Raw genomic sequence first — 22,456 nt, 5'->3', positions numbered from 1 at the left:
ATGCTGGTATGGACTCGCCGCGGCCGGTTGACGGTGCTGGCGTTCTTCGCGGTCGTGGTCGCGGTGGTCTTCGTCGCTCCCATCGCCACCGTGGTGGCGGCGGCGCTGGCCGGACACTGGACCGGCCCGCTCCCTTCCGATCTCGGCTTCGCCAATTTCGATCACGTGCTCTCCGGCGAGGAATCGGCCAGCCTTTCGGTCAGCCTGCAAACCGCACTCCTGGCCGGACTGATCTCGCTGATCCTGGGCACCTGGGCCGCGCTGGCCTCGCGCGAGGCCCCGCAGTGGTTGCGCCGCATCACCGATGCGATCTTCCACGTCCCGGTCGCGGTGCCCTCGGTCGCCATCGGCCTCGGCGTTCTCATCGCCTTCAACGAGCGCCCACTGCTGCTGGGCGGCACCAAATGGATTGTCATCCTGGCCCATACGGTCCTGGTGCTGGCCTACGCCTTCAGCGGCGTCTCCGCGGCGCTGGATCGCCTGGACCCCGGCTACCGGCAGGCCGCGGAATCCCTCGGCGCGGGCCCCGTGCGCGTCCTGTTCCGCATCACCCTGCCCCTGTTGCTCCCCGCCCTCGGCGCGGCAGCGGGCCTGGCCATCGCCCTGTCCATGGGTGAACTCGGCGCGACCATCATGGTCTACCCCGCGACCTGGAAAACCCTGCCCGTCAGCATCTTCGCCGCCACCGACCGCGGCGAGGTCTTCGACGCCGCCGCCAGCACCACCCTGCTGGTCCTGGCCACCCTCATCGCCCTGATCATCCTGGGCCGGCTGAAAGGCCGTGCGGCACTGCGCTGAAACGTCTGTGGACACACCAGTTGGGCCGGTACCTTGGCAGTGGTACCGGCCCAGCTGTTCTCCGGTGAGGGATCGGTCCCGGAGTCAGAGGCCCGCGCGGGCGGAAAGTAGTGCGCGGGAGTGGGTTTCGTCTGTTTGCTGGAGCAGGCCCGCGGCCAGGAGGTGGGCGGCGGCCATGGTCAGGGCGGTGGATCGCAGGGTTGCGAGGGTGGAGGTGAGGGCTACGGCCTTGGATTCGAAGCCACGGCTTAGCTGACGGGCCGAATCGAGGGTGCCGAAGCCGGTGAGGGTGTGGATGCGGTGGGACTGCTCGAGGCGTGGTTCCAGCGAATCCGCGAATCGCAGGAAGTGTGCGGCGCACTCGCGCGCGACCGCGGGGTCCAGGTGGAATGTGCCGTCGCGAGCGCCGTGATAGAGATCGGCCGCGACTGTCTCCCCCGTATTCATGACAGCACTCCGTCCACTCGAGTGAAATGCCGGATTTCACCCGCAATTTCGCGAATGACATATCAAGATCAATCGAGCGAAGTCTTCATCGAAACGGCCCGCGCATTCATCACGGGCGTGCCGCGCCAGTCGACCACGCGGCACGCCGGGCGGGGCGCCCCGTTGCGCCCGCCGTTCTCGGGGCGGGCGACGTCTCGCGGTTCGAGCGGGCTACTGGTCGGATAGCGCGACTCGGTTGACGTCACCGCGGGCGACAATGGTCCCGTGGCAATGCATCAATTGTGTCAATGCATTTGGAATCATTGTTCTGGTAAACGGCGACGGCCACCGGCCACGTCGATTACGAGATCAGTGTAGCCGTCCACGAGTTCGGCGAGATGGTACCAGTGTTTATGGGTATTATCGCTGCCCGCACCCTCGTGGTCGATGACCTGGTTGGCTTCCACCCAGCTCATGGCCATGCGGTCGACCACCGCACCCAGACTTTCGGTGTGCAGCAGCGCACCGTTACGGTGCTGCGGCAGTTCCTGTTCCACCCATTCGTTGATATCGTCAACGAGTTCGGTGCGCCGACAATCTATCTCGGCGATCAACATGAGATCGCCTATCTCGGCTCGGCGTTCGTGCAGCTCGGCCAGAGCGTGCGCGGTCCGGAGCAGAACTCGATCTTGAAAACGCCTGCCCTGGAAGGCACAGAGCAATTGCGGAGCGGTCGGCAGGGCGCCCGCTATCGACATGGTCATCGCGACTCCCCATAAGCACCCGACAACATCACTAATCGCACCAACATGATTGGTCTCCGGATTCAGCTATACCGCTCATCGGATCGGTTGTTCACGAATAGGCTAGCTCGGATCATGCTCTTACAAATGCAAGAACGCAATACTGCGTTCGGGCAAGTGCGCCAGGGGAAAGGGATGCCATGGCAGGCAAGCGAACCGTGCTTACCGTACGTTTGCGCAGGCTCGCGGCGATGCTGCACGAGATGCGCGAAACCGCGGGCCTCAGCAAAGAGGTGGTCAGCGCCAAGACCGGTATCAACGTCACCACGCTGTACCGCATCGAGACCGCGCAGGCCCGGCCACAGCGCCGCACCCTGACCGCCATGCTGGAGCTTTACGACATCCCCGAGCCGCAGCGTTCAGATGCCTTGCAGTTGCTGGTGGACGCGCTCAAACCCGGTATGGCCCGGTCTTTCGAGGATGCGGTCTCCGAGGTCTACGGCGCGTACATCAACTTCGAGGCCGAGGCGCTGAGCGCCCGCTTCTTCCAGGCCAGCTTCGTCCCCGGCCTGCTGCAGACCGAGGCGTACGCCAACGCGGTCTACGAGACCACCATGCCCAAGATCTCCGAACAGGTTCGCGAACAACGAGTTCGGGCTCGTATGGAGCGCGCCCGGGTGCTGGGCAAGCACGATCCGCTCGAACTGTGGGTGGTCCTGGACGAGGCCGTGATCAAACGCCTCGTCGGCGGCAAAGAGGTGATGCGCCAGCAGTTCGATCAGTTGCTGGACCACACCAACAAGCGCAATGTCATCCTCCAGATCCTGCCCTTCGACGCCGGCGCGCACCCCGGCATGCTCGGCTCCTTCACCCTGCTCGACTTTCCGGACCCCGCCGATCCCGAACTGGTGTACGTGGAGGGCATCGCCAGCGACGAGTTGATCGAGGGCCATCCCGAAGTCCGCCGGTACGGCGTCATGTTCGACCAACTCCGCGCCATGGCGCTGAGCCCGCGCGACTCCATCACCATGATCGAACAGGCCATCGAGGAAATGGGCAGATGATCGAACACCCACCCTAGGTGGGGAAAGGCGCACCCCTCGGAGGGGTGATCGGCAGCACTGAGGTTGCTGTCGGATCGAACCGAATGCGACGACAGTTGGATACATCCCCAACAGCACCACGTAGCCGCATCTCCGAGAGGATGATTACCGATGTGCAAGCCGGTCGAATCGCCCGTAGCCACCCTCGTTCCCCGCCGTACGAGCGCGCAGCCGCTTGCCCCCCACGCCGACCCCACCGCCGTCGCCGCCACGGTCGGCGACTGCGAACTCACCTATGCCGAGCTGGACCGCTGGTCCAACCGGATGGCCCGCATGCTGCTGAGCATGGGCGCCCGCCCCGGCACCCGGGTCGCCATTGCCGGCACCCCGAAGCTGGAGTCGATCGTGGCCCGCCAGGCCATTGCCAAGACCGGCGCCACCCCGGTGCCGTACACCACCGAAATCACCACCGCCCGAGTCGATTTCGGTATCACCGTCAAGGACGAGCGGGACCGCCTCGGCGATACCGCGCACTGGCTGGTGCTGGACGAGCGCTCCACCCTGATCCAGTACCTGACCGGTTCGGACGCACCGCTCTCGGCCGCGGAGCTGCAGCTGACCCCGCTGGCCTCCTGATCGCACGAGCCGAGCGCCTTCGACCCGCGATCCGTCGAATCACCCGAGCACGCAGGATGTTTCATGGTCTCCAGCTCTGCCACCTCGGCCTTCGCTCTGTCCGCTGCGCAACGTGGCATCTGGTTCGCCCAGCAGCTGGCTCGTGACACCCCCATCTCCATCGCGCAGTACGTCTCGTTCGACGGCGCGGTGGATGTGGAACTGCTCGCCGATGCGGCGCGCCAGGCCGGTCGCGAGTTCGGCACCGGCTATCTGCGCCTGCTCGAGATCGACGAACTCCCCTGGCAGCTGGTCGACACCGGCCTGGACGACCGCATTCTCACCATCGACCTGAGCGGCGCACCGGATCCGGAGGCCGCCGCACAGGCGTGGATGCGCGCGGAGTACACCGCACCCCTGGACCTCACCCGCGACCGGCTGTGCACGGTGGCCATGCTGAAGCTGGCCGAGAACAGGTGGTTCTGGTACTCGCGACTGCATCACATCCTGCTCGACGGGGTCGGCGCGCTCACCATGCTGCAGCGCACCTCGGAGCTCTACAACAGCCGGGTGAACGGGATCGAGGCACCCGAGGGCAAGGCCGAACCGCTCCGCAATATCGTCGAAGCCGATGTGGCATACCGGAACTCCGATCGCATCAATGCCGATCGGGAGTACTGGAAACAGCATCTGGCCGGGATGCCCGAACCGGTGTACCTCGGCAGACACGCCGGGGCGGTGGACGCGCACCCGCGCCTGCTCAGCGGTGCGCTGCCGGACGAGACCGCGGCGCTGCTGGAGGCCATCACCACCGAACTCTCCACCAGCGCGGCCCCCGTGGTGGTGGCCGCGTTCGGCGCGTTCGTCGGGGCCATGACCGGCAGCGGGGAGATCGTGCTGAGCCTGCCGGTCTCCGGGCGCACCACCGCGGCGCTGCGGCGCTCGGGCGGCATGGTGGCCAATGTGGTGCCGCTGCGCCTGCATCCCGCGCCCGCCGCGACCGTCGGCGAGCTGATCCGCGCCACCCAGGGTGAACTCACCGCCGCGCTGCGCCGACAGCGGTACCGGCAGGAGGACATCATTCGGGACCTCGGCTGGGCCATGGACGAGATCGCCGGATTCGGGCCGACCGTGAACCTCATGCTCGCCGATACCCGCATCCGGCTCGGCGGGGTCACCGGTCAGCTGCACGTACTGACCTCGGGACTCATCGACGATCTGTTCGTCAATGTGTATCCGGGGATCGGCGGCGAGCGCACCCATATCGACTTCCAGGCCAATCCGAACCGCTACGACGAGGCGGAACTGGCCGGCCTGCACGCGCGCTTCCTGGACTTCCTGCACCGATTCCTGTCCGGCGGTCAGAGCGCGCCGCTGGCGGGAGTCACCGCGCTGTCGGCGACCGAACGCGCGGAACTCGTTCCGGCACAGGGACGCAAGGGTGTGAACCCGCGCAGCCTGCCCGAGATCCTCGGTGCCGGAGCCCGGCTCGATCCCTCGGCCATCGCCATGCGCGCCGACGGCACCGCCTTCACCTACCGCGAGGTCACCGAGTACACCAATCGACTGGCACGGGTGCTCATCGAGGCGGGCGCGGGACCCGAACGGGCCGTGGCCATTTCGATTCCCCGGTCGGCGGAGTCGGTACTGGCCATGATCGCGGTCGCGCAGACCGGGGCGGCCTTCGTGCCCATCGATCCGGGATATCCGACGGACCGGATCGAACATATGCTCACCGACAGCGGCGTGGTGACCGGGGCGACGGTGACCGGGGCCCGCGCCGCACTGCCGGATCGGGTGCGCTGGCTGGTGCTGGATGAGGAATCCACCGAAACCCGGATGGCGGCAGCGGATTCCGGTGCGATCACCGATGCCGATCGGCGTTCGCCGGTGCGGGTCGACCAGCTGGCCTATCTGATCTACACCTCCGGCTCGACCGGGCTGCCCAAGGGCGTCGGAGTCACCCATCGGGGGCTGGCCAATCTCGCCACCGGGTCCGGGGCGGCGTTCGGCGTCGGTTCGGATGCCGTTATGGCGCACGCGGTGTCGCCGAGCTTCGATATCTCGGTCGAGGAGCTGCTCGTCGCCCTGGCCGTGGGCGCGACGGTGGCGGTGGTGCCGCCCGCCGCCTACGCCGGTGAGGAATTGGCACGGGTGCTGCGCACCCTGGAGGTGACGCATCTGAATGTGACCCCGGCCGTGGCCGGTTCCCTGGAGCCGGACACTCTGCCGCGGCTGCGGACCGTGGTGGTCGGCGGCGATTCCTGCCCGCCCGAACTGCCGGTGCGCTGGGCGGGGCGCTCGGTGCTCAATGGCTACGGTCCCACCGAGACCACCGTCACCGCGACGCTCAGTTCACCGCTCACCCCCGGTGCGCCCATCACCATCGGCGTACCCGCCCGCGGGGTGCGGGCCGTGGTGCTGGACCCGTGGCTGCGGCCGGTGCCGCCCGGGGTGACCGGTGAGCTGTATTTGAGCGGGCCGGGGGTGGCGCGCGGCTATCACCAGCGCATCGCCTTCACCGCCGAGCGTTTCGTCGCCGATCCGTACGCGCCCGGGGAGCGGATGTACCGCACCGGGGATCTGGTGCGCTGGCGGCGGCGCGGCGGGCGCAATGAACTCGAGTACGCCGGACGCGGCGACACCCAGGTCAAGGTGCGCGGGTTCCGTATCGAACTGGGTGAGGTCGATGCCGCGGTAGCGCGGCACGCGGGCGTGGAATCGGTGGTCACCGTAGGGGCCACCACCCCGAGCGGTGCGACGGCGCTGGTCTCCTACGTGGTCGCCGCGCCGGGTGCGGCGGTCGATCCCGAGGCCGTGAAAGCCACGGTGGCCCATCATCTTCCGTCGCATATGGTGCCGTCGGTGGTGATGGTCCTGCACACCTTCCCGCTCACCCCGGCGGGCAAGGTGGATCGCAAGGCATTGCCGCAACCGGAGTTCGGGGCGCGCACCCGCACCGGACGGGCGCCCGAGGGGGAACGGGAACGGATTCTCGCCTCGATCTTCGCCGAGGTGCTCGGCACCGACGATATCGGCGCGGACGACAATTTCTTCGCCCTCGGCGGGGACAGCATCATCGCCATCCAGCTGGTGGCGCGGGCCAAGACCGCCGGACTGGCGCTGCGCGCGCGAGATGTGTTCGAGCACAAGACCATTGCGGGATTGGCGCTGGCCGCCACCGAGGTGACCACGCCGGTGGTGCGGGAACTGCCGGGCGGCGGCATCGGACCTATACCGCTCACGCCGATCGTCCGCGACATGCTCGAGCACGGCGAATCCTGGCAGCGGTACGCGCAGGCGGTGCTGATCGGGCTCCCCCCGGGAGTCGGCCGGGCCCAACTCGTCCCGGCGGTGCAGGCGCTGCTGGATCGCCACGACCTGCTGCGGAGCACGCTCAGGCGCACCGATGAGGAGTGGGAGTGGCTCGTCGGCGAGCCCGGTTCGGTGCGGGCCGAGACGCTCGTGGACAGCTCGCACGCGCCCACCGGGCGGGACGGGGCGGCCGAGCTCGAGCATGCGGCGGATCTGCTCGATCCGGCCGCCGGAATCATGGCGCGATTCGTCCTGATCGAACCGCCCGATACCGATCCGCTGCTGTGGATCGTGCTGCACCACCTCGTCAGCGACGGGGTGACATGGCGAATTCTGCTGCCCGACTTGGCGACCGCCTGGGCCGGGGTGGACCTGCAACCGGTCGGGACCTCGTTCCGGCGGTGGGCGCACGCACAGCACGAGCAGGCCGCGGAGCGCGCGACGGAGCTGGGGCTGTGGCAGCGGATCCTGGCGACGCCCGATCCGCCGATCGGTGCGCGCGCCTTCGACACCGCGGTGGACACCGTGGCGACCATGGGACAGCTGCGCACCACCATCGATGCCGAAACGTCCTCGGCCGCCTTGGAACTCATTCCCGAACGGTTCCACTGCGGTGCGGACGACGCGCTGCTCACCGCGCTCGCGCTGGCGGCGGCGCGCTGGCGTGGCAACAATCGCACCCTGCTCACCCTCGAAGGCCACGGTCGTGAGGAGGCGATCCTGCCGGGTGCGGATATCTCGCGCACCATCGGCTGGTTCACCAGCGTGTACCCGGTCGCGCTGGATCTGCGCGGGATCGATATCGACGATGCCTTCGAGGGCGGCTCGGCCGCCGGACCGGCGCTCAAGGCTGTGAAGGAGCAGCTGCGGGCGATTCCCGACAAGGGCGTCGGCTTCGGCATGCTGCGCTACCTGAATTCGGATACGGCGGAGGCGCTTTCGGGCGCGCACACACCGCAGCTCAGTTTCAACTACCTCGGCCGCACCGGGGCGGGTCGTGCGGTGGACGCCGACACCCCTTGGCTGCCCAAGTATTTCGACGCCACCAATGACGATGCCGCACCGCTCGCGGCGGCGATCGATATCAACGCCATCCACACCGAGGCCGGGCTCGAGGTGACCTGGGCGTACGCCGCACGGCTGCTCGGCGAGGCGCAGGTGCGCGAATTCGCCGAGCTGTGGGCGGCGGCGCTCACCGCGCTCACCGGTCATGCGCGGCGGTCCCGGGCGGGCGGCCACACCCCTTCGGACTTCCCGCTCGTCACCGTGACACAGTCGAATATCGATGCGTGGGAACGCGATTACGAGCGGCTCACCGATATCTGGCCGCTCTCACCGCTCCAGTACGGGCTGCTCTTCCACGCCCGCTACGACACCGACACCGCCGACGGATACACCGTGCAGACCCGGCTCGGACTGGCGGGCCGGGTGGACGGCGCACGCCTGCACGGTGCGGCGCAGAGCCTGCTCGACCGGCACGACGTGCTGCGGGTCGTCTTCACCGAGACGGACGCCGGACCGCGGCAACTCCTGCTCGGGGCGACCGAACTCCCCTGGCAGGAAATCGATCTCACCGATATCGAGGATGCCGGGGAACGCTCCCGCGAACTGGAGCGACTGATCGCGGTCGACGCGGGCACCCGTTTCGATCTGGGCCGGCCGCCGCTGCTGCGCTTCACGCTGATTCGCACCGGCGACGAGGCGTACACGCTGCTCATGACCAATCACCATCTGGTGCTCGATGGTTGGTCCACCCCGCTGGTGGTGCGCGAACTGCTCGCGGGCTACCTCTCGGCCGTCACCGGGCAACAGTTGCTCGGCGCGCCCGCGCATTCCTATCGAGAATTCCTGGCCTGGTTGGGCGAACAGGACGATGCCGCCTCCATGGCCGCGTGGACCGACGCGCTCGCGGGCGTGGACTCGCCGACCCGGGCGGTACCGAGCCTGGCGGGCATCGAATCCACCGAATCCGGCATGGTCTCCCTCGATTTCGGGCCCGAGCGGCTGGCGCGCCTGGAGACCACCGTGCGCGCGGCCGGGGCCACAGTGAACACCGCCGTGCAGACCGCGTGGGCGCTGCTGCTGGCCATGCTCACCGGCCGCACCGATGTGGTGTTCGGCGGCACCGTCTCCGGGCGGCCGCCGCAGCTGGCCGGGGTCGAGGAGATGATCGGCCTGTTCATCAATACGCTGCCGGTGCGGGTGCGGCTCGATCCCGGTGAGCGGGTGGCGGATCTGCTCGCGCGGGTGCAGGACGAACAGGCGCGGCTGCTGGATCACCAGCATGTCGGGCTGGCCGCCATTCACCAGGCGGTCGGGCTGCCGGAGCTGTTCGACACCCTCACCGTCTTCGAGTCGTATCCGATCGACCGCGAAACACTGTCGCAGGCAATGGATATCGCCGGAATGCGGATTCTCGAGGTCTCCGGCACCGATGCCACCCCGTATCCGCTGAACCTCATGGTGATTCCGCAGCGCGCCGCTGACGGAGCCGAAAGCCTGCGGATCACCGTGAAATTCATGGCCGATCAGCTGTCCGAGGCCGAGGCGCGGCGACTGCTGGAACGCTTCGGCTATCTGCTCACCCAGATCTCCAATGCCCCGCAGCATCGGGTCGCGCAGCTGCAGCACTGCGAGCCCGCCGAGCGGCGCCGGCTGCTGCCGGTGCGCGGCGGCGATCCGGTGCCCATGCGCACACTGCCCGAAATCCTCGGTGCGGGTGCGCGCGTCGATCCGGACGGTATCGCCATCAGCTCCGGCACGCTCACCATGACCTATCGCGATCTCGACGCCTGGTCCAATCGCTTCGCCCGGGTGCTGCTGCGACGCGGCGTCGGACGCGAGGTGTTCGTGGTGCTGGCGCTGACCCGCTCGGTGGAATCCATTGTGGCCGTGTGGGCGCTGGCCAAGACCGGGGCCGCGTTCCTGCCGCTGGACCCCAACTATCCGGTGGAGCGGATCGAACACATTCTCTCCGATTCGCGCGCGCCCATCGGGGTGACGGTGTGCGCGGTCGGCGAGACGCTGCCGGGGAGTATCGACTGGCTGCTGCTCGATGACCTCAACACCATTCGACGGGTGATGACGGTCTCGGACGCACCCATCACCGATGCCGAGCGCGGCGGGCCGATCGACCTGAATCAGGTTGCCTACCTGATCTATACCTCGGGATCGACCGGTAAACCCAAGGCGGTGCTGCTCACCCATCGTGGGCTGGCCAACCTCGCCTCCTCGCAGGAGACCTTCCTCGATCTGAACCAGGAGTGCAGTCCGCTCCAGGTGGCCTCGCCCAGCTTCGACGCCTCCGTGCACGAGATGTTCATGGCGCACGCCATGGGCGGGCGCTTGGTGGTGTCACCGCCGGATGTGTACGGCGGCAATGAACTCGAAGAGTTGATGCGCACCCAGGGCGTGACGCACGCGGTGATCACACCGTCGGTGCTGGCCACCATGAATCCGGCCGGGCTCGGGGAACTGCGCAATCTCACCGTCGCGGGTGAGGCGTCCGGACCGGAGCTGGTCGCCGACTGGTCCCCCGGGCGGCGCATGGTGAACCTGTACGGCCCCACCGAATTCAGCATCTGGGCGACCGGGCCGGGTGAACTTCGGCCCGGTGAACCCATCACCATCGGCGCGCCCATTCGCGGGGCCGCCGCCGTGGTCCTGGATACCTGGCTGCGGCCGGTGCCGATCGGGGTGACCGGCGAGCTGTATCTGGCCGGACCCGCCCTGGCCCGCGGCTACTTCAACCGATTCGGGCTCACCGCAACACGTTTCGTGACCAATCCGTACGGTGCGCCCGGGTCGCGCATGTACCGCACCGGCGACATGGTGCGCTGGGTCGAGATGAAGCATGACCTCGACACCCGGCTGGAGCTGGAGTACCAGGGGCGCAGCGATTTCCAGGTCAAGATCCGCGGCTTGCGCATCGAACTCGGCGAGATCGACGCGGTGCTCAATGCCGATGATCAGGTCGAGTACGCCGCCACCATCGGCGCACCGGGACCGGCGGGCCAGACCGTCCTGGTCTCCTACGTGGTCGGCCTGGCCGGGCGCGCGCTCGATACCGAACTGCTGCGCACCCGGGTGGCCTCCGCGCTGCCCGGATACATGGTGCCGAGCTACATCATCGAATTGGATGACGTGCCATTGACCCCGGTCGGCAAATTGGACCGGAATGCCCTGCCCGCACCGGATTTCAGCAGTCTGCAAGAGCGTTACCTGGCACCGCGCACGGCCGTCGAAACCGCCGTCGCCCAAGTATTCGCCGAGGTGCTCGGCCTCGACACGGTCAGCATCGACCGCTCGTTCTTCGAACTCGGCGGCAATTCGCTCAGCGCCACCCGGGTGATCGCCCGCGTCAACACCGCGCTCGGTGCGACCGTCGCCTTGCGCGACCTCTTCGACGCACCCACCGCCGCTCAACTCGCGGCCCGCGTGGTGCCCGCGGGTGAGGGTTTCGGCCGACCCGTCCTCGCGACTCGTATTCGCCCCGACCGGATTCCGCTCTCCCCCGCACAGCAGCGTATGTGGGTGATGAACCGCCTCGACCCGACCTCGGCGGCCTACAACATCTCGGTGGCACTGCGCCTGACCGGCGAGCTCGAAGTGGCGGCGCTGCGAGCGGCCGTCATCGATGTGGTGACCCGCCACGAAACCCTGCGCACCATCTACCCCGCCGACGCCGACGGGCCGCGCCAAGTGGTCGTCGGCGTGGAATCGGCCACCCCGGATGTGACTCTTGTCGACACCGAAGACGGTGCGGCCCTGGCAGATCGCATTGCCGAGGTCACCGGCACGGGCTTCGACCTGACTCGCGAAGCACCCCTGCGCGTGGGACTGTTCCGCCTCGCACCCGACACCCACGTCGTGGCGCTGGTGGTGCACCATGTCAGCGCGGACGGCACCTCGATGGCGCCGCTCGCCACCGATCTCATGGCGGCGTATCTCGCCCGGATCAGCGGGGCGAGTCAGGGGCTGCCGCCCTTGCGTGTGCAGTACGCGGACTACTCGCTGTGGCAGCGGGAGTTGCTCGGGGATGAGCAGGTTTCGGATTCGACCGCCGCGCAACAGATTCGGTTCTGGACCGAGCGGCTCGCGGCGACGCCGGATGTGCTGGAATTGCCCACCGATCGGCCGCGACCGGCGGCGCAGACCATGCGCAGTGCGGACCTGCCGTTCACCGTGAGCCCCGAATTGCACAGTGCGCTCACGACTTTGGCCGCCGAGACCGAGTCCAGCCTCTTCATGGTGGTGCACGCCGCGCTGGCGGTACTGCTGTCCCGGCTGGCCGGAACACCCGATGTGCTGATCGGCACCGCCATCGCCGGACGCGGGGATGCCGTGCTCGATGATCTGGTGGGCATGTTCGTGAATACGCTGGCGCTGCGCACGCCGGTCGATTCGGGGCGGGGCTTCCGCGAATTCCTGTCCACGGTCCGCACTTCGGATCTCGACGCCTTCGCGCACGCCGATGTGCCGTTCGAACGCCTGGTGCAGGTGCTCGATCCGGCCCGATCCACCGCACACCACCCGCTGTTCCAGGTCTCGCTGTCACTCCAGAATTTCAGCCTGCCCGAACTGGAATTCCCGGGCCTGCGGGTGAGCGTGGAACCCTTCGACCGCGACACCTCGCAGTTCGACCTGACCTTCGACCTGCGCGATCCGCGCGCCGGTGCCTCACCCGCCTGGCTGGAAGGCACCCTCACCTACGCCACCGATCTGTTCGATCCGGCCACCGCCGAACAGCTGGTGGCCCGGTGGGAGCGGCTACTCAGCGCCATTACCGCCGACCCGGATATCCGGATTTCCGATATCGACCTGATGTCGGAGGTGGAACGGGCCGCGCTGGTACCGGTGCGCGGTCCGCGCGGCGGCTCGACCGGCACCCTGGCCGAACTGCTCACCACGCCCTCGGCCTTCCATCCGGATCGCCCGGCCATCATCGCCGACGGGCGCACCACCTGCTACGGGGAACTCGAGGAGGCCGCCGACCAATTGGCGGCCATACTCTCCGATGCCGGGGCGAAGGTCGAAACCACGGTGGCACTGGCACTTTCACGCGGTACCGAACTGCTGATCGCCTTGCTGGCGACCGCCAGGACCGGGGCGGCCTTCCTGCCCATCGACCCGCGTCATCCGCTGGACCGCATCGACCACATGCTCTCGGACTCCGGTGCGGTGCTGGGCCTGACCACGCACGCGGACCGCCCGATGCTGCCGGACACCGTCCAGTGGCTGACCCTGGCATCGGCCGAGGACCCCACCGCGGCCGACTTCCACTGGGGCTCAGCGGAATCCCGGTGGGCCTCGATCGAGTCCGGGTGGTACTCGACCGAGCGGGAAATCCATCCGGACCATCCGGCCTGGCTCATCTACACCTCCGGATCGACGGGTACGCCCAAGGGCGTCTCGGTCTCGCATCGTGGTATCGCCGATCTCGTGCGCGCGCAGCACCATATGCTCGGGTTGAACGCCAATTCGCGGGTATTGCAGGTCGCCTCACCGAGTTTCGACGCCTCCGCCTTCGAGGCGCTCATGGCGTTCGGCGCGGGCGGGACCGCCGTGGTGGCTCCGCCGGATGTCTTCGGCGGCGATGCGCTGACCGAACTCATTGCCACACACCGGGTCACCCATCTGGTGATCACACCCTCCGCACTGGCCACCATGGATCCGGCCGCCGTGCCGAGCGTCCGGGTGCTGGCCGTCGCCGGTGAGGCCATCGGACCCGATCTGGTCGGCCGCTGGGCGACCGGACGCCTGCTGGTGAATCTGTACGGGCCGACCGAATTCACCATCTGGGCAACGACTTCGGATGTGCTGCGCGCCGGTCAACCGGTCACCATCGGGCATCCGATTCGCGGTGCGGCCACCCTCGTCCTCGACGATCGGCTGCGGCCGGCGCCCATGGGCGTGGCCGGTGAGCTGTATCTGGCCGGTCCCGCCCTGGCCCGCGGCTACCACGCGCGCTACGGCCTCACCGCCGCACGCTTCATTGCCAACCCCTACGGCGGTGCGGGCGAGCGCATGTACCGCACCGGCGATCTGGTGCGGTGGACCGGTACGCTGGCCAATCCCCGGCTGGAGTACCTGGGCCGCACCGATTTCCAGGTCAAGGTACGTGGTCAGCGCATCGAACTCGGCGAGATCGACGCGGTGCTGAACCGCGCTGACCGGGTCGAATTCGCTGTGACACTGGGTGTTCCGGGACCGGGCGGTGCGACGGCGCTGGCCGCCTACCTGCTGCCCGAACCGGGAGCCGCACTCGATCTCGCCGCCATTCGCGCCTACGCCGCCGACGCGCTGCCCGGCTATATGGTGCCCACGGCCTTCGTGATCCTGGCCGCCATACCGCTCAACGCGGTCGGCAAGCTGGATCGAAAAGCACTGCCGCAGCCGGTATTCGAGGCCGAGACCGAATACCGCGCGCCCACCACCGATTCCGAGATCACGCTCGCGGCGATCGTCGCCGAGCTGCTCGGGCGCGATCGGGTCGGCGTGCACGATTCGTTCTTCGCACTCGGCGGTGACAGCATTCTCGCGATTCAACTGGTCTCGCGGGCACGGCTGCACGGCCTCGAACTCACACCGCTGCAGATCTTCGAACATCGCACCGTCGCGGCGCTGGCGGCGCTGGCCGATGCGGCGGGCGAGACCGAGGTGCTCGAGGAACTGCCCGGCGGCGGCGTCGGCGACTTCCCGCTCACCCCGATCATGCGCTGGATGATCGAGCGCGGCGGCGACTTCGGCCGGTTCGCGCAGACCGCGGTGCTGGAAATGCCCGCCGGGATCACCCGCGAACAGGTGGTCGCCACCGTCACCGCCGTGGTCGATCAGCACGATATGCTGCGCGCCCAACTCATGGAGGAGGACGGCGCGTTCTGGCTGCGCACCCGGGAACCGGGCGCGGTCGATGTGGACGCCCTGCTGTACCGGGTCGAGTTCGATGCGGCGGGCAGCTCCGAGCTGCGCGAATACGCCCGGACCGAACTGGATACGGCCATGAGCCGACTCGATCCGGCCGCCGGGGTCCTGCTGCAAATGGTGTGGCTCGACCCGGCAGGACCGACCGGTCGCTCCGGAAGATTGATCCTGATCGCCCACCATCTCGTAATAGACGGTGTGTCCTGGCGAATCCTGGTGCCCGATCTGATCGCCGCCTGGGCGCAGATCTCCGGTGGCGCGGAGCCGGTGCTGACCGCCACCGGAACGTCCATGCGCCGCTGGGGACACGCCCTGCACGAGGAGTCGTACACACCGACCCGGGTCGCCGAACTGGAGTATTGGCGCGCCCTCGCCGAAACGCCCGATCCGCTCATCGGCCGCCGCGAACTGGACCCGGCCATCGATCGCGTCGGCACCGTGCGCGCGGTCGACGTGGAGGCCGATCCCGAGGTCACCACCGCCCTGCTCACCACGCTGCCCGCGCTCTTCGGCGGCAGTGTGGAGGACGCTCTGCTGGCCACCCTGGCACTCGCGGTGCGGCGCTGGCGCACCCGTTCGGAGGAGGAATCCGTACTCCTGCGCATGGAGGGCCACGGGCGGCAGCAGGAGATCATTCCGGGTGCGGACCTGTCCCGCACGATGGGCTGGTTCACCACGCTGTACCCGGTGCGACTGGCGCTGCCGGGCATCGATATCGACGATGCCATCGACGGCGGCCCGGCCATGGGCGAGGCGATCCGCGCGGTCAAACATCAGCTGCTCGCCGTGCCGGACAGGGGAATCGGCTTCGGCCTGCTCCGCTATCTCAATCAGGACACGGCGGCCCAACTGCCGCAACGGATTCCGGGACGCATCGGCTTCAACTACCTGGGCCGCTATGCCGCCGCCGATATTCCGGCCGGGCTGGAGGGGCTCGGCTGGCTGCCCACCGAGGAGTTCGGCGATCTGCACGCCACCGAGCATTCGGATGTCCCGGCGACCACCGAGATCGAGATCAACGCCGTGGTGTCCGGTGACCGCCTCCAGGCCACCTTCACCTATCCCGACACCCTGCTGACCCGAGCGCGAGTGGCCACCCTGGCCTGGCTGTGGGTCGAAGCACTCACCGCCGCGGCACGTTTCGCCCAGACACCGGCGGCACAGCAGGCCGCCGAGGCGGAGCGGAACCACCTCGCCGAACAGGCACGCGCGGCAATGAGTGCGACCCAACCGGTTTCGACACCCGGACTCGGGCTGGACGTGGTGCTGCCCATTCGCCCCGAGGGCGATCAACCCGCGCTGTTCTGCATCCACCCGTCCTCCGGGATGGCCTGGACCTACCTCGGCCTGGCCGAACTGCTGCGCCCGGGCCGACCCATCTACGGTTTGCAGGCCCCCGATCTCTCGGGCGAACCGCACGCCCGCAGCATCGACGATTTCGCCGAACGCTACGTCCGGGAGATCCGCCGCCTGCAACCGCAGGGCCCGTATCACCTGCTGGGCTGGTCATTCGGCGGACTCATCGCGCACGCCGTCGCCGCCGAACTCGAGGCGGCGGGCGCGCGGATCGGCGTACTGACCCTGCTCGACGCCGATCACACCGATATCGACGGCGACACCATCGAACCGCTCACCGCCGGTTCCTTCGTCGCCGCCTTCGGCTCGGTCTTCGGCATCACCGATATGCCCGCCGATGCCACCGCACAGGAGGCCGCCGACCTCATCGGTCAACGCATGGGCGGGGTTTCGCTGGTCGACGCGCTCACCCTCGAACGCATGGCGGACTCCTACAATGCCTCCGCGCGCACCCGCACCGGCTATCAACGACCCGTATTCCACGGCGACGCACTGTATTTCAGCGCCACCGTGGGCACCTCGGAGATCTTCGGGCCCACCGGCTGGCGGCCCTGGATCACCGGCCGCATCACCAATCACGATATCGAAGTCGGCCACGACGAGCTGACCGCGCCGCCCGCGCTCGCGGAGATCGCACGCGTGTTGGACGAACACCTTCGCGACGAACACCTGGGAGACCAACCGTGACAACCACCGACAGCGCGGCCGACGGCGTCATTGTCGAAGGCGTCGAGAAATCCTTCGGAACCGTACAAGCCTTGCGCGGCATCACCTTCAAGGCCGCGCCCGGCGAAGTGCTCGGCATTCTCGGGCCCAATGGCGCGGGCAAGACCACCACCGTCAATATCCTGTCCACGCTCATCTCCCCCGATGCCGGACGCGCCTCGGTGGCCGGGCACGATGTGGTCACCGCCGCCGCCGAGGTGCGCCGCAGCATTATGCTCACCGGCCAATTCGCCGCCCTCGACGACGCGTTGAACGGGTACGAGAACCTGGTCATGTTCGGACGGCTGATGGGGTTGCGCAAACGCGCCGCCCGCGCCCGCGCCGAGGAACTCATCGAGGAGTTCGACCTCATCGCCGCCGCCAAACGCCGGGTCGGCACCTACTCCGGCGGTATGCGACGGCGCATCGACATCGCCTGCGGACTGGTGGTGCGACCCGAGGTGGTCTTCCTCGACGAACCCACCACCGGACTCGATCCCCGTAGCCGCCAAGGGGTATGGGATCTGGTCGGCGGATTCCGCAAACACGGCATCACCACCCTGCTCACCACGCAGTACCTCGAGGAGGCCGACGCGCTGTGCGATCGGATCATCGTCATCGACCACGGCGTGGTCATCGCCGGCGGCACCGCCGATGAGCTCAAGGCCCGCACCGGCGGCAGCTACTGCGAAATCGTGCCGCTGCGCATGGAGGACCTGCCCGCCATCGCCGAGGCGCTCGGCGATCTGTTCCCCGAGACCACTCGCGACGCACTGCTGACCGGCGACGCCGACCGGATCGCCATTCCCGCCCCCGAAGGAGCCAAGACCCTCGCCGAGGCGCTGCGCCGACTCGACAGCGCCGGAATGGAATTGGTCGATATCGCACTGCGGCGACCCTCGCTGGACGAGGTATTCCTCTCTCTCACCGGACATCTCACCGAGAAGCCCGAACCCAATGGAAAGGGCCGGTCATGACCACCCGGACCGCCACCCGCGACGCCTGGCTCACCAGCACCCGCGCCACCCCCGCCACGCTGCGGCAGTGGTGGGTGCTCACGGTGCGGCTCATCGTGCCCGCCATCACCACCGGCGAGATCATCACCGCGGTGCTCGCGCCGATCACCTTCACGGCCAGCTTCTACATTCCGCTCAATCGCGTCATGACCTTCGCCGGAACGGGATTCAGCAGTTACGCGCAGTTCATGGCCCCCATCGTGATCTTGCAGGCCGCCGCATTCACGGCCATCTCCGCGGCCTTCCGCGCGGCCACCGATATGGTCTCCGGACTCGACCGGCGCTTCGACGCCATGCCCATGCATCCGCTCATCCCGACCGCGGCGCGTATGTCCGCCAATGCGTTTCGCATGGTCGTCGGACTGCTCTCCGCGCTGGTGAGCATTCGCTTCATCGGCTTCCACTTCCACGCGGGCACCGCCAACACCGTCGGCTTCCTGGCCTTGGCCATGCTCATCGGCATCGCCTTCAGCCTCGGCGCGGATGTCATCGGCACCGTCACCAAGAGCCCGGAGGCCACCACCCAGATGCTGGTGCTGCCTCCGCTGATCCTGGGCATGCTCTCCACCGGACTCGCGCCCGCCACCCAATTCCCGCACTGGGTACAGGCTTTCGTGCGCAATCAACCGGTCTCGCAATTCGCGTACGGGCTGCGCGCCCTCGGCGGGGACACCCGCGGGAACGCCGGCGAGGTGACCTGGTCGCTCATGACGCCACCGCTGCTGTGGGCGGCCGCCATCATCGCGGTCTCGCTGTACTTCACCGTCCGGCTGAATACGAAGAGGTCGTGACATGTCCGTCGAAACCACCCTCGCCGACCGCGATACCCCCGAACTGCTGCGCCCGCGCGAATCGTCCTTCCCGGCACTGGTGCGGCACACCTGGATTCAGATCCAGCGGCTACTGCTGCGCTGGGCGCGCGATCCGATCACGCTACTGGAGACGCTGATCGTCCCCTGCCTGCTGCTGCTCATGCTCAATATCGTGGTGGGCAGCCAGATTCAGAAGTTCTCCGGGCACAGCGCGCTCTACGGCTCCACGCCCATGGTGACCCTGGTCGGCGCGCTCTCGGGCACGGTCGCCAGCGGCGTCATGCTCGGCCGCGAACGCGACGCCGGACTGCTGGCCCGCTTCTGGGTGCTGCCGGTGCATCGCGGATCCGGTTTGGCCGCGAGGATTCTCGCCGAGGGCTGCCGAATCTTCTGCGGCACCATCATCATCGTGCTGTTCGGCATGGCGCTGGGCTTCCGTTTCCACCAGGGGCCGCTGGCCGCGTTCGTCTTCCTGTGGTTGCCGGTGCTGTTCGGTCTGGCCTTCGCCACCATGGTCACCGCCATCGCCGTCTTCACCGCCAAGTCCACCCTGGTCGAGGGCGTGGCGCTGCTGTCGTCGCTGCTGATGTTCTTCAGCACCGGATTCGTCCCGCTCGGGGCGTACCCGAACTGGATTCAACCGGTGGTGCGCAATCAGCCGATGTCGGTCGCGGTGGACACCATGCGCGCGCTCGCCGAGGGCGGGGCGCTGGCCCGGCCGCTGACGCTCACCATCATCTGGTCGATCGGCATGATCATCGTGTTCGCGGTCCCGGCCGCCTACGGCTATCGGCGCGCCAGCCGCCGCTGAGATCGCCATCCGGGCTATTTGTCCGCAATGCCCCGAAGCCGTTACCCCCAATGGCCGCAACACAATCCCCGATCCAGCCCCCTTTCCGTAAATACCCGCCACACCGCGCGCCGACCACACGCCGGACCGCATGCGGCGCACTATGCTGACCGCCGTGCTCGAACCCCAATCACCCATCGCGCCCCATCCGGATATCGCACACCTCGCGCCACTGCTCGGCACCTGGCGCGGACGCGGTCAGGGCGAGTACCCGACCATCAAGCCCTTCGACTATCTGGAGGAGGTCGAGTTCGGTCATGTGGGCCGCCCCTTCCTGACCTATCGGCAGCGCACCCGCGCGGTCGACGACGGGCGGCCCATGCACAGCGAGACCGGATACCTGCGCGCGCTGCCGGACGATCGCATCGAGCTGATCCTGGCGCATCCGACCGGTATCACCGAGATCTGCGAGGGCAGCCTGGTCTCCGATGACGACGGCCTGCGCATCGAACTCGACTCCACCTCCATCGGCCGCAGCTCCAGCGCCAAATCGGTGACCGCACTGGGCCGCACCCTCGCGGTCGCCGGGAACACCCTCAGCTACACCCTGCGCATGGCCGCGGTCGAGCAACCGCTCCAGCATCATCTCGCGGCGACCATGCAGCGGCAGAACTGAGAACTTTTCCGCGCCGTCCAACACCGGCGTGACCTGCCGCACTTTCTTTTCACGCGTGTGCGAGGTCATACCGATGGGTTGCTTTAGGCATGATTGTCGGATTACCGTTCCTTTCGGTGGCAAACCGTCAGCCAACCCACAATGAGCATCGGCTTCCCGAATCTGACCGTTCGGGGCCATGACTCGTTCCCCCTAAACAAGGGAGTTGGACATGAAGCGTTCGGCCCTCCTGCTACTCACCACCGCGGGCATGATTCTCGCCGGAGCCGGTGTCACCGAGATCCTCGGCGACGCCTCCACCGCCGGCCCGCCCTCGGGACAGACCCTCGCCGCACAGCACTTCGTCACCGATACCGCCCTGGGGGAGATTCAGCCATCAGCCTGCGTGCACGTCACCACGCCGTCCGTTCGCTGAGTCTTCGATCCGCCCCCTCAATACCCCGCCGGTAGCGCCGTGAGCATGTCCCGAGTCACCGCCACCGCATTATCGGAACTGCCGCCGCGCACCACCAGCGTCGCGAACGCCATATCACCGCGATAGCCGATGAACCAGGCGTGCGAACCGCCGTCCACCTCGGCCTCACCCGTCTTACCGAAAACCTCACCCTGATCGGCAATGCGCTCGGCCGTACCGCCGAGCACCACCTTGCGCATCATCAGGCGCAGACCGTCCACCACCTGCGCGGTCAACTGCGGGCGGTCGCCCTTGATCTCCGTCGGATGCCCCGAGATCAGATACGGCACCGGCGGGGAACCGTGCGCCACCGTCGCGGCCACCATGGCCAGACCGAACGGGCTCACCAGCACCTTGCCCTGACCGATACCGTCTTCGGCGCGCTGCACCAGATCATCGTCCCGGGGCACCGAACCCGACACCGTCGGCAAGCCGACCACCGTGTAATCCGGGCCGATGCCCAGGGCCGCCGCCGCCGTGCGCAGATCCTCGCCGCTCAACTCCGAGGCGATCTTGGCGAAGGCGGTATTGCAGGAGCGCTCGTACGCCGTGGACATGGGCACATCACCGATGGAGAAGAGGTCGTAGTTCGGAATCGTGCGGTCCCCCACCGTAATCCGGCTCGGACACGGCACCACGGTATCGGGGCCGGCGTGGCCCTCGGTCATGGCGGCGGCCGCGGTCACCGTCTTGAAGGTCGACCCCGGCGGATACATGCCCGAGGCGGCGACCGGGCCGTCCGCGTCGGCGGCCTCGTTCTGGGCGATGGCCAGCACCGCACCCGTCGAGGGCTGCAACACCACCATCATGGCCTGCTCGGCACGCAGGTCCACCGCGTGCTGGGCGGCGTTCTGGATATTGCGGTCCACGCTCAGCGAGAAGGACGGGGAGGTCTGCGGCTCAACCTCTTTCAGCACATCGGTGTCCGCGCCGTTGGAGTTCACCGTGACCACACTCCAGCCCGCCTTACCGTCCACCTCGTCGATGACGGTCTTGCGGATCTGGTTGAGCAGATCGGGGGCGAAATGCCGATCGGTGGGCACCAGATCCCACTGACGGCCGAAGGTGACACCGGACAGGCCGACCAGATCGGAGCTGACCTGTTCGTACTCCCATTCCGAGAGCACCTCGACGGTGTACGCGCCATCGGCCTTACGGGCGGCGGCGAGAATGCCCTCGGGGGTGATGTTCTCGTTGAACTCGCGCAGTGCGGTGGCGAGCGCGGTGCTCACCCCGACCGGATCGTTGCTCGCGGCACGATTGAACAGGACGCGATAGACCGCGCCCGGCACCAGCACATCGCTGCCGGAGCGCTCGTTCACCCGGGCCCGGGGCGCGGGGATCGCGCGCAATTGCAATGTTTGCGTATTACCCAGCTGCGGATGGATATTCGCCGATGTCCAGCGCACCGACCAGCGGCCCTCACTGCGCCCCATCTGCAGTTGGCCGCGATAGGACCAGACCCGATCCCTGGGTAGCCGCCACTGGTAGCTGTAGTCGATGGTGGCGGTATCGCCCGAGACGCGGGCATCGCCGGCGTGCGCGGTCAGCTGTTCGGCCTGTAGCTGATCCCAGGCCGAAGCCATTGCGGGAGCGGCCTTCTCGGGCGCGCTGGTGAGGTCGGCGGCGGCCTGAACGTCATGGTCGGCGAAGGCTTGCAGGAAGGCGTCGGCGGCCTGCGCCGGACCCTGCGGACCCGACGAGCAACCCACCGCGGCAACCGAGATCGCGGCGGCGATCAGCATGGTGAAGACCCGTGTGGACATCGGCACAGATCGTAGAGC

12 protein-coding genes are annotated in these 22,456 nt (G+C 67.9%); 9 read left to right on the top strand and 3 right to left on the bottom strand.

The genetic code is table 11. The features are described from left to right. The gene (locus NA10_RS13545) at nucleotides 1-798 is read left to right on the top strand and encodes an ABC transporter permease (protein WP_067567981.1); all 798 of its coding nucleotides are present in this window, start codon (nucleotides 1-3) and stop codon (nucleotides 796-798) included. Between the two features lie 84 nt (nucleotides 799-882). Here NA10_RS13545 and NA10_RS13540 read toward each other — a convergent pair whose 3' ends face one another. Together NA10_RS13540 and NA10_RS13535 are read right to left on the bottom strand one after the other, a co-directional pair. Next, nucleotides 883-1,245, bottom strand: coding sequence for a hypothetical protein (locus NA10_RS13540; protein ID WP_067567979.1), 363 nt, complete (start codon nucleotides 1,243-1,245; stop codon nucleotides 883-885). A gap of 299 nt (nucleotides 1,246-1,544) precedes the next feature. After that, the gene (locus tag NA10_RS13535; protein WP_067568110.1) at nucleotides 1,545-1,904 is read right to left on the bottom strand and encodes a DUF4254 domain-containing protein; all 360 of its coding nucleotides are present in this window, start codon (nucleotides 1,902-1,904) and stop codon (nucleotides 1,545-1,547) included. A gap of 263 nt (nucleotides 1,905-2,167) precedes the next feature. On the opposite strand from NA10_RS13535, the gene NA10_RS13530 reads away from it, so the two are divergent. The 8 genes from NA10_RS13530 (at nucleotide 2,168) to NA10_RS13495 (ending at nucleotide 20,633) form a co-directional block, all read left to right on the top strand. Continuing rightward, nucleotides 2,168-3,031: a helix-turn-helix domain-containing protein gene (locus NA10_RS13530; protein ID WP_067567976.1), complete on the top strand. Its 864-nt coding sequence runs from the start codon at nucleotides 2,168-2,170 to the stop codon at nucleotides 3,029-3,031. A gap of 150 nt (nucleotides 3,032-3,181) precedes the next feature. After that, nucleotides 3,182-3,646: an AMP-binding protein gene (locus tag NA10_RS13525; protein ID WP_067567975.1), complete on the top strand. Its 465-nt coding sequence runs from the start codon at nucleotides 3,182-3,184 to the stop codon at nucleotides 3,644-3,646. Between the two features lie 63 nt (nucleotides 3,647-3,709). Beyond that, on the top strand, nucleotides 3,710-16,906 hold the full coding sequence (locus NA10_RS13520; RefSeq protein ID WP_067567974.1) for a non-ribosomal peptide synthetase: 13,197 nt from the start codon (nucleotides 3,710-3,712) through the stop codon (nucleotides 16,904-16,906). Next, nucleotides 16,903-17,901, top strand: coding sequence for a daunorubicin/doxorubicin resistance ABC transporter ATP-binding protein DrrA (locus NA10_RS13515; RefSeq protein WP_067567972.1), 999 nt, complete (start codon nucleotides 16,903-16,905; stop codon nucleotides 17,899-17,901). The genes NA10_RS13520 and NA10_RS13515 overlap by 4 nt, the downstream gene beginning before the upstream one ends. Then, complete coding sequence (locus NA10_RS13510; RefSeq protein WP_067567970.1) at nucleotides 17,898-18,731, top strand: ABC-2 transporter permease; 834 nt, start codon at nucleotides 17,898-17,900, stop codon at nucleotides 18,729-18,731. Before NA10_RS13515 ends, NA10_RS13510 begins: the two co-directional genes overlap by 4 nt. 1 nt (nucleotide 18,732) lies before the next feature. Then, nucleotides 18,733-19,563: an ABC transporter permease gene (locus tag NA10_RS13505; RefSeq protein WP_067567969.1), complete on the top strand. Its 831-nt coding sequence runs from the start codon at nucleotides 18,733-18,735 to the stop codon at nucleotides 19,561-19,563. A 130-nt stretch (nucleotides 19,564-19,693) separates the two neighbouring features. Continuing rightward, nucleotides 19,694-20,218: a peroxynitrite isomerase gene (locus NA10_RS13500; protein ID WP_067567967.1), complete on the top strand. Its 525-nt coding sequence runs from the start codon at nucleotides 19,694-19,696 to the stop codon at nucleotides 20,216-20,218. A gap of 211 nt (nucleotides 20,219-20,429) precedes the next feature. Continuing rightward, nucleotides 20,430-20,633 carry a hypothetical protein gene (locus NA10_RS13495; RefSeq protein WP_157556465.1) on the top strand — a complete coding sequence of 68 codons (204 nt, stop codon included), beginning with the start codon at nucleotides 20,430-20,432 and terminating at the stop codon, nucleotides 20,631-20,633. Between the two features lie 17 nt (nucleotides 20,634-20,650). Here the strand turns inward: NA10_RS13495 and NA10_RS13490 are convergent, their stop codons facing one another. Next, nucleotides 20,651-22,438, bottom strand: a complete 1,788-nt coding sequence (locus NA10_RS13490) for a penicillin-binding transpeptidase domain-containing protein (RefSeq protein ID WP_067567963.1) — start codon at nucleotides 22,436-22,438, stop codon at nucleotides 20,651-20,653. Between the last annotated feature and the right edge of the window lie 18 nt (nucleotides 22,439-22,456).

The organism is Nocardia acidivorans NBRC 108247 (assembly GCF_001625085.1).
GTDB lineage: Bacteria > Actinomycetota > Actinomycetes > Mycobacteriales > Mycobacteriaceae > Nocardia > Nocardia acidivorans.
Note: the sequence above shows the minus strand (reverse complement) of the source record. Positions and strands in the feature narration are given on the sequence as shown.

Bases quoted from the DNA above. Each gene is read 5' to 3' on its own strand.
- NA10_RS13530 (WP_067567976.1), top strand. From the start codon at position 2,168: ATGGCAGGCAAGCGAACCGTGCTTACCGTACGTTTGCGCAGGCTCGCG.
- NA10_RS13490 (WP_067567963.1), bottom strand. From the start codon at position 22,438: ATGTCCACACGGGTCTTCACCATGCTGATCGCCGCCGCGATCTCGGTT.
- NA10_RS13545 (WP_067567981.1), top strand. From the start codon at position 1: ATGCTGGTATGGACTCGCCGCGGCCGGTTGACGGTGCTGGCGTTCTTC.
- NA10_RS13540 (WP_067567979.1), bottom strand. From the start codon at position 1,245: ATGAATACGGGGGAGACAGTCGCGGCCGATCTCTATCACGGCGCTCGC.
- NA10_RS13525 (WP_067567975.1), top strand. From the start codon at position 3,182: ATGTGCAAGCCGGTCGAATCGCCCGTAGCCACCCTCGTTCCCCGCCGT.
- NA10_RS13520 (WP_067567974.1), top strand. From the start codon at position 3,710: ATGGTCTCCAGCTCTGCCACCTCGGCCTTCGCTCTGTCCGCTGCGCAA.
- NA10_RS13510 (WP_067567970.1), top strand. From the start codon at position 17,898: ATGACCACCCGGACCGCCACCCGCGACGCCTGGCTCACCAGCACCCGC.
- NA10_RS13505 (WP_067567969.1), top strand. From the start codon at position 18,733: ATGTCCGTCGAAACCACCCTCGCCGACCGCGATACCCCCGAACTGCTG.
- NA10_RS13495 (WP_157556465.1), top strand. From the start codon at position 20,430: ATGAAGCGTTCGGCCCTCCTGCTACTCACCACCGCGGGCATGATTCTC.
- NA10_RS13500 (WP_067567967.1), top strand. From the start codon at position 19,694: ATGCGGCGCACTATGCTGACCGCCGTGCTCGAACCCCAATCACCCATC.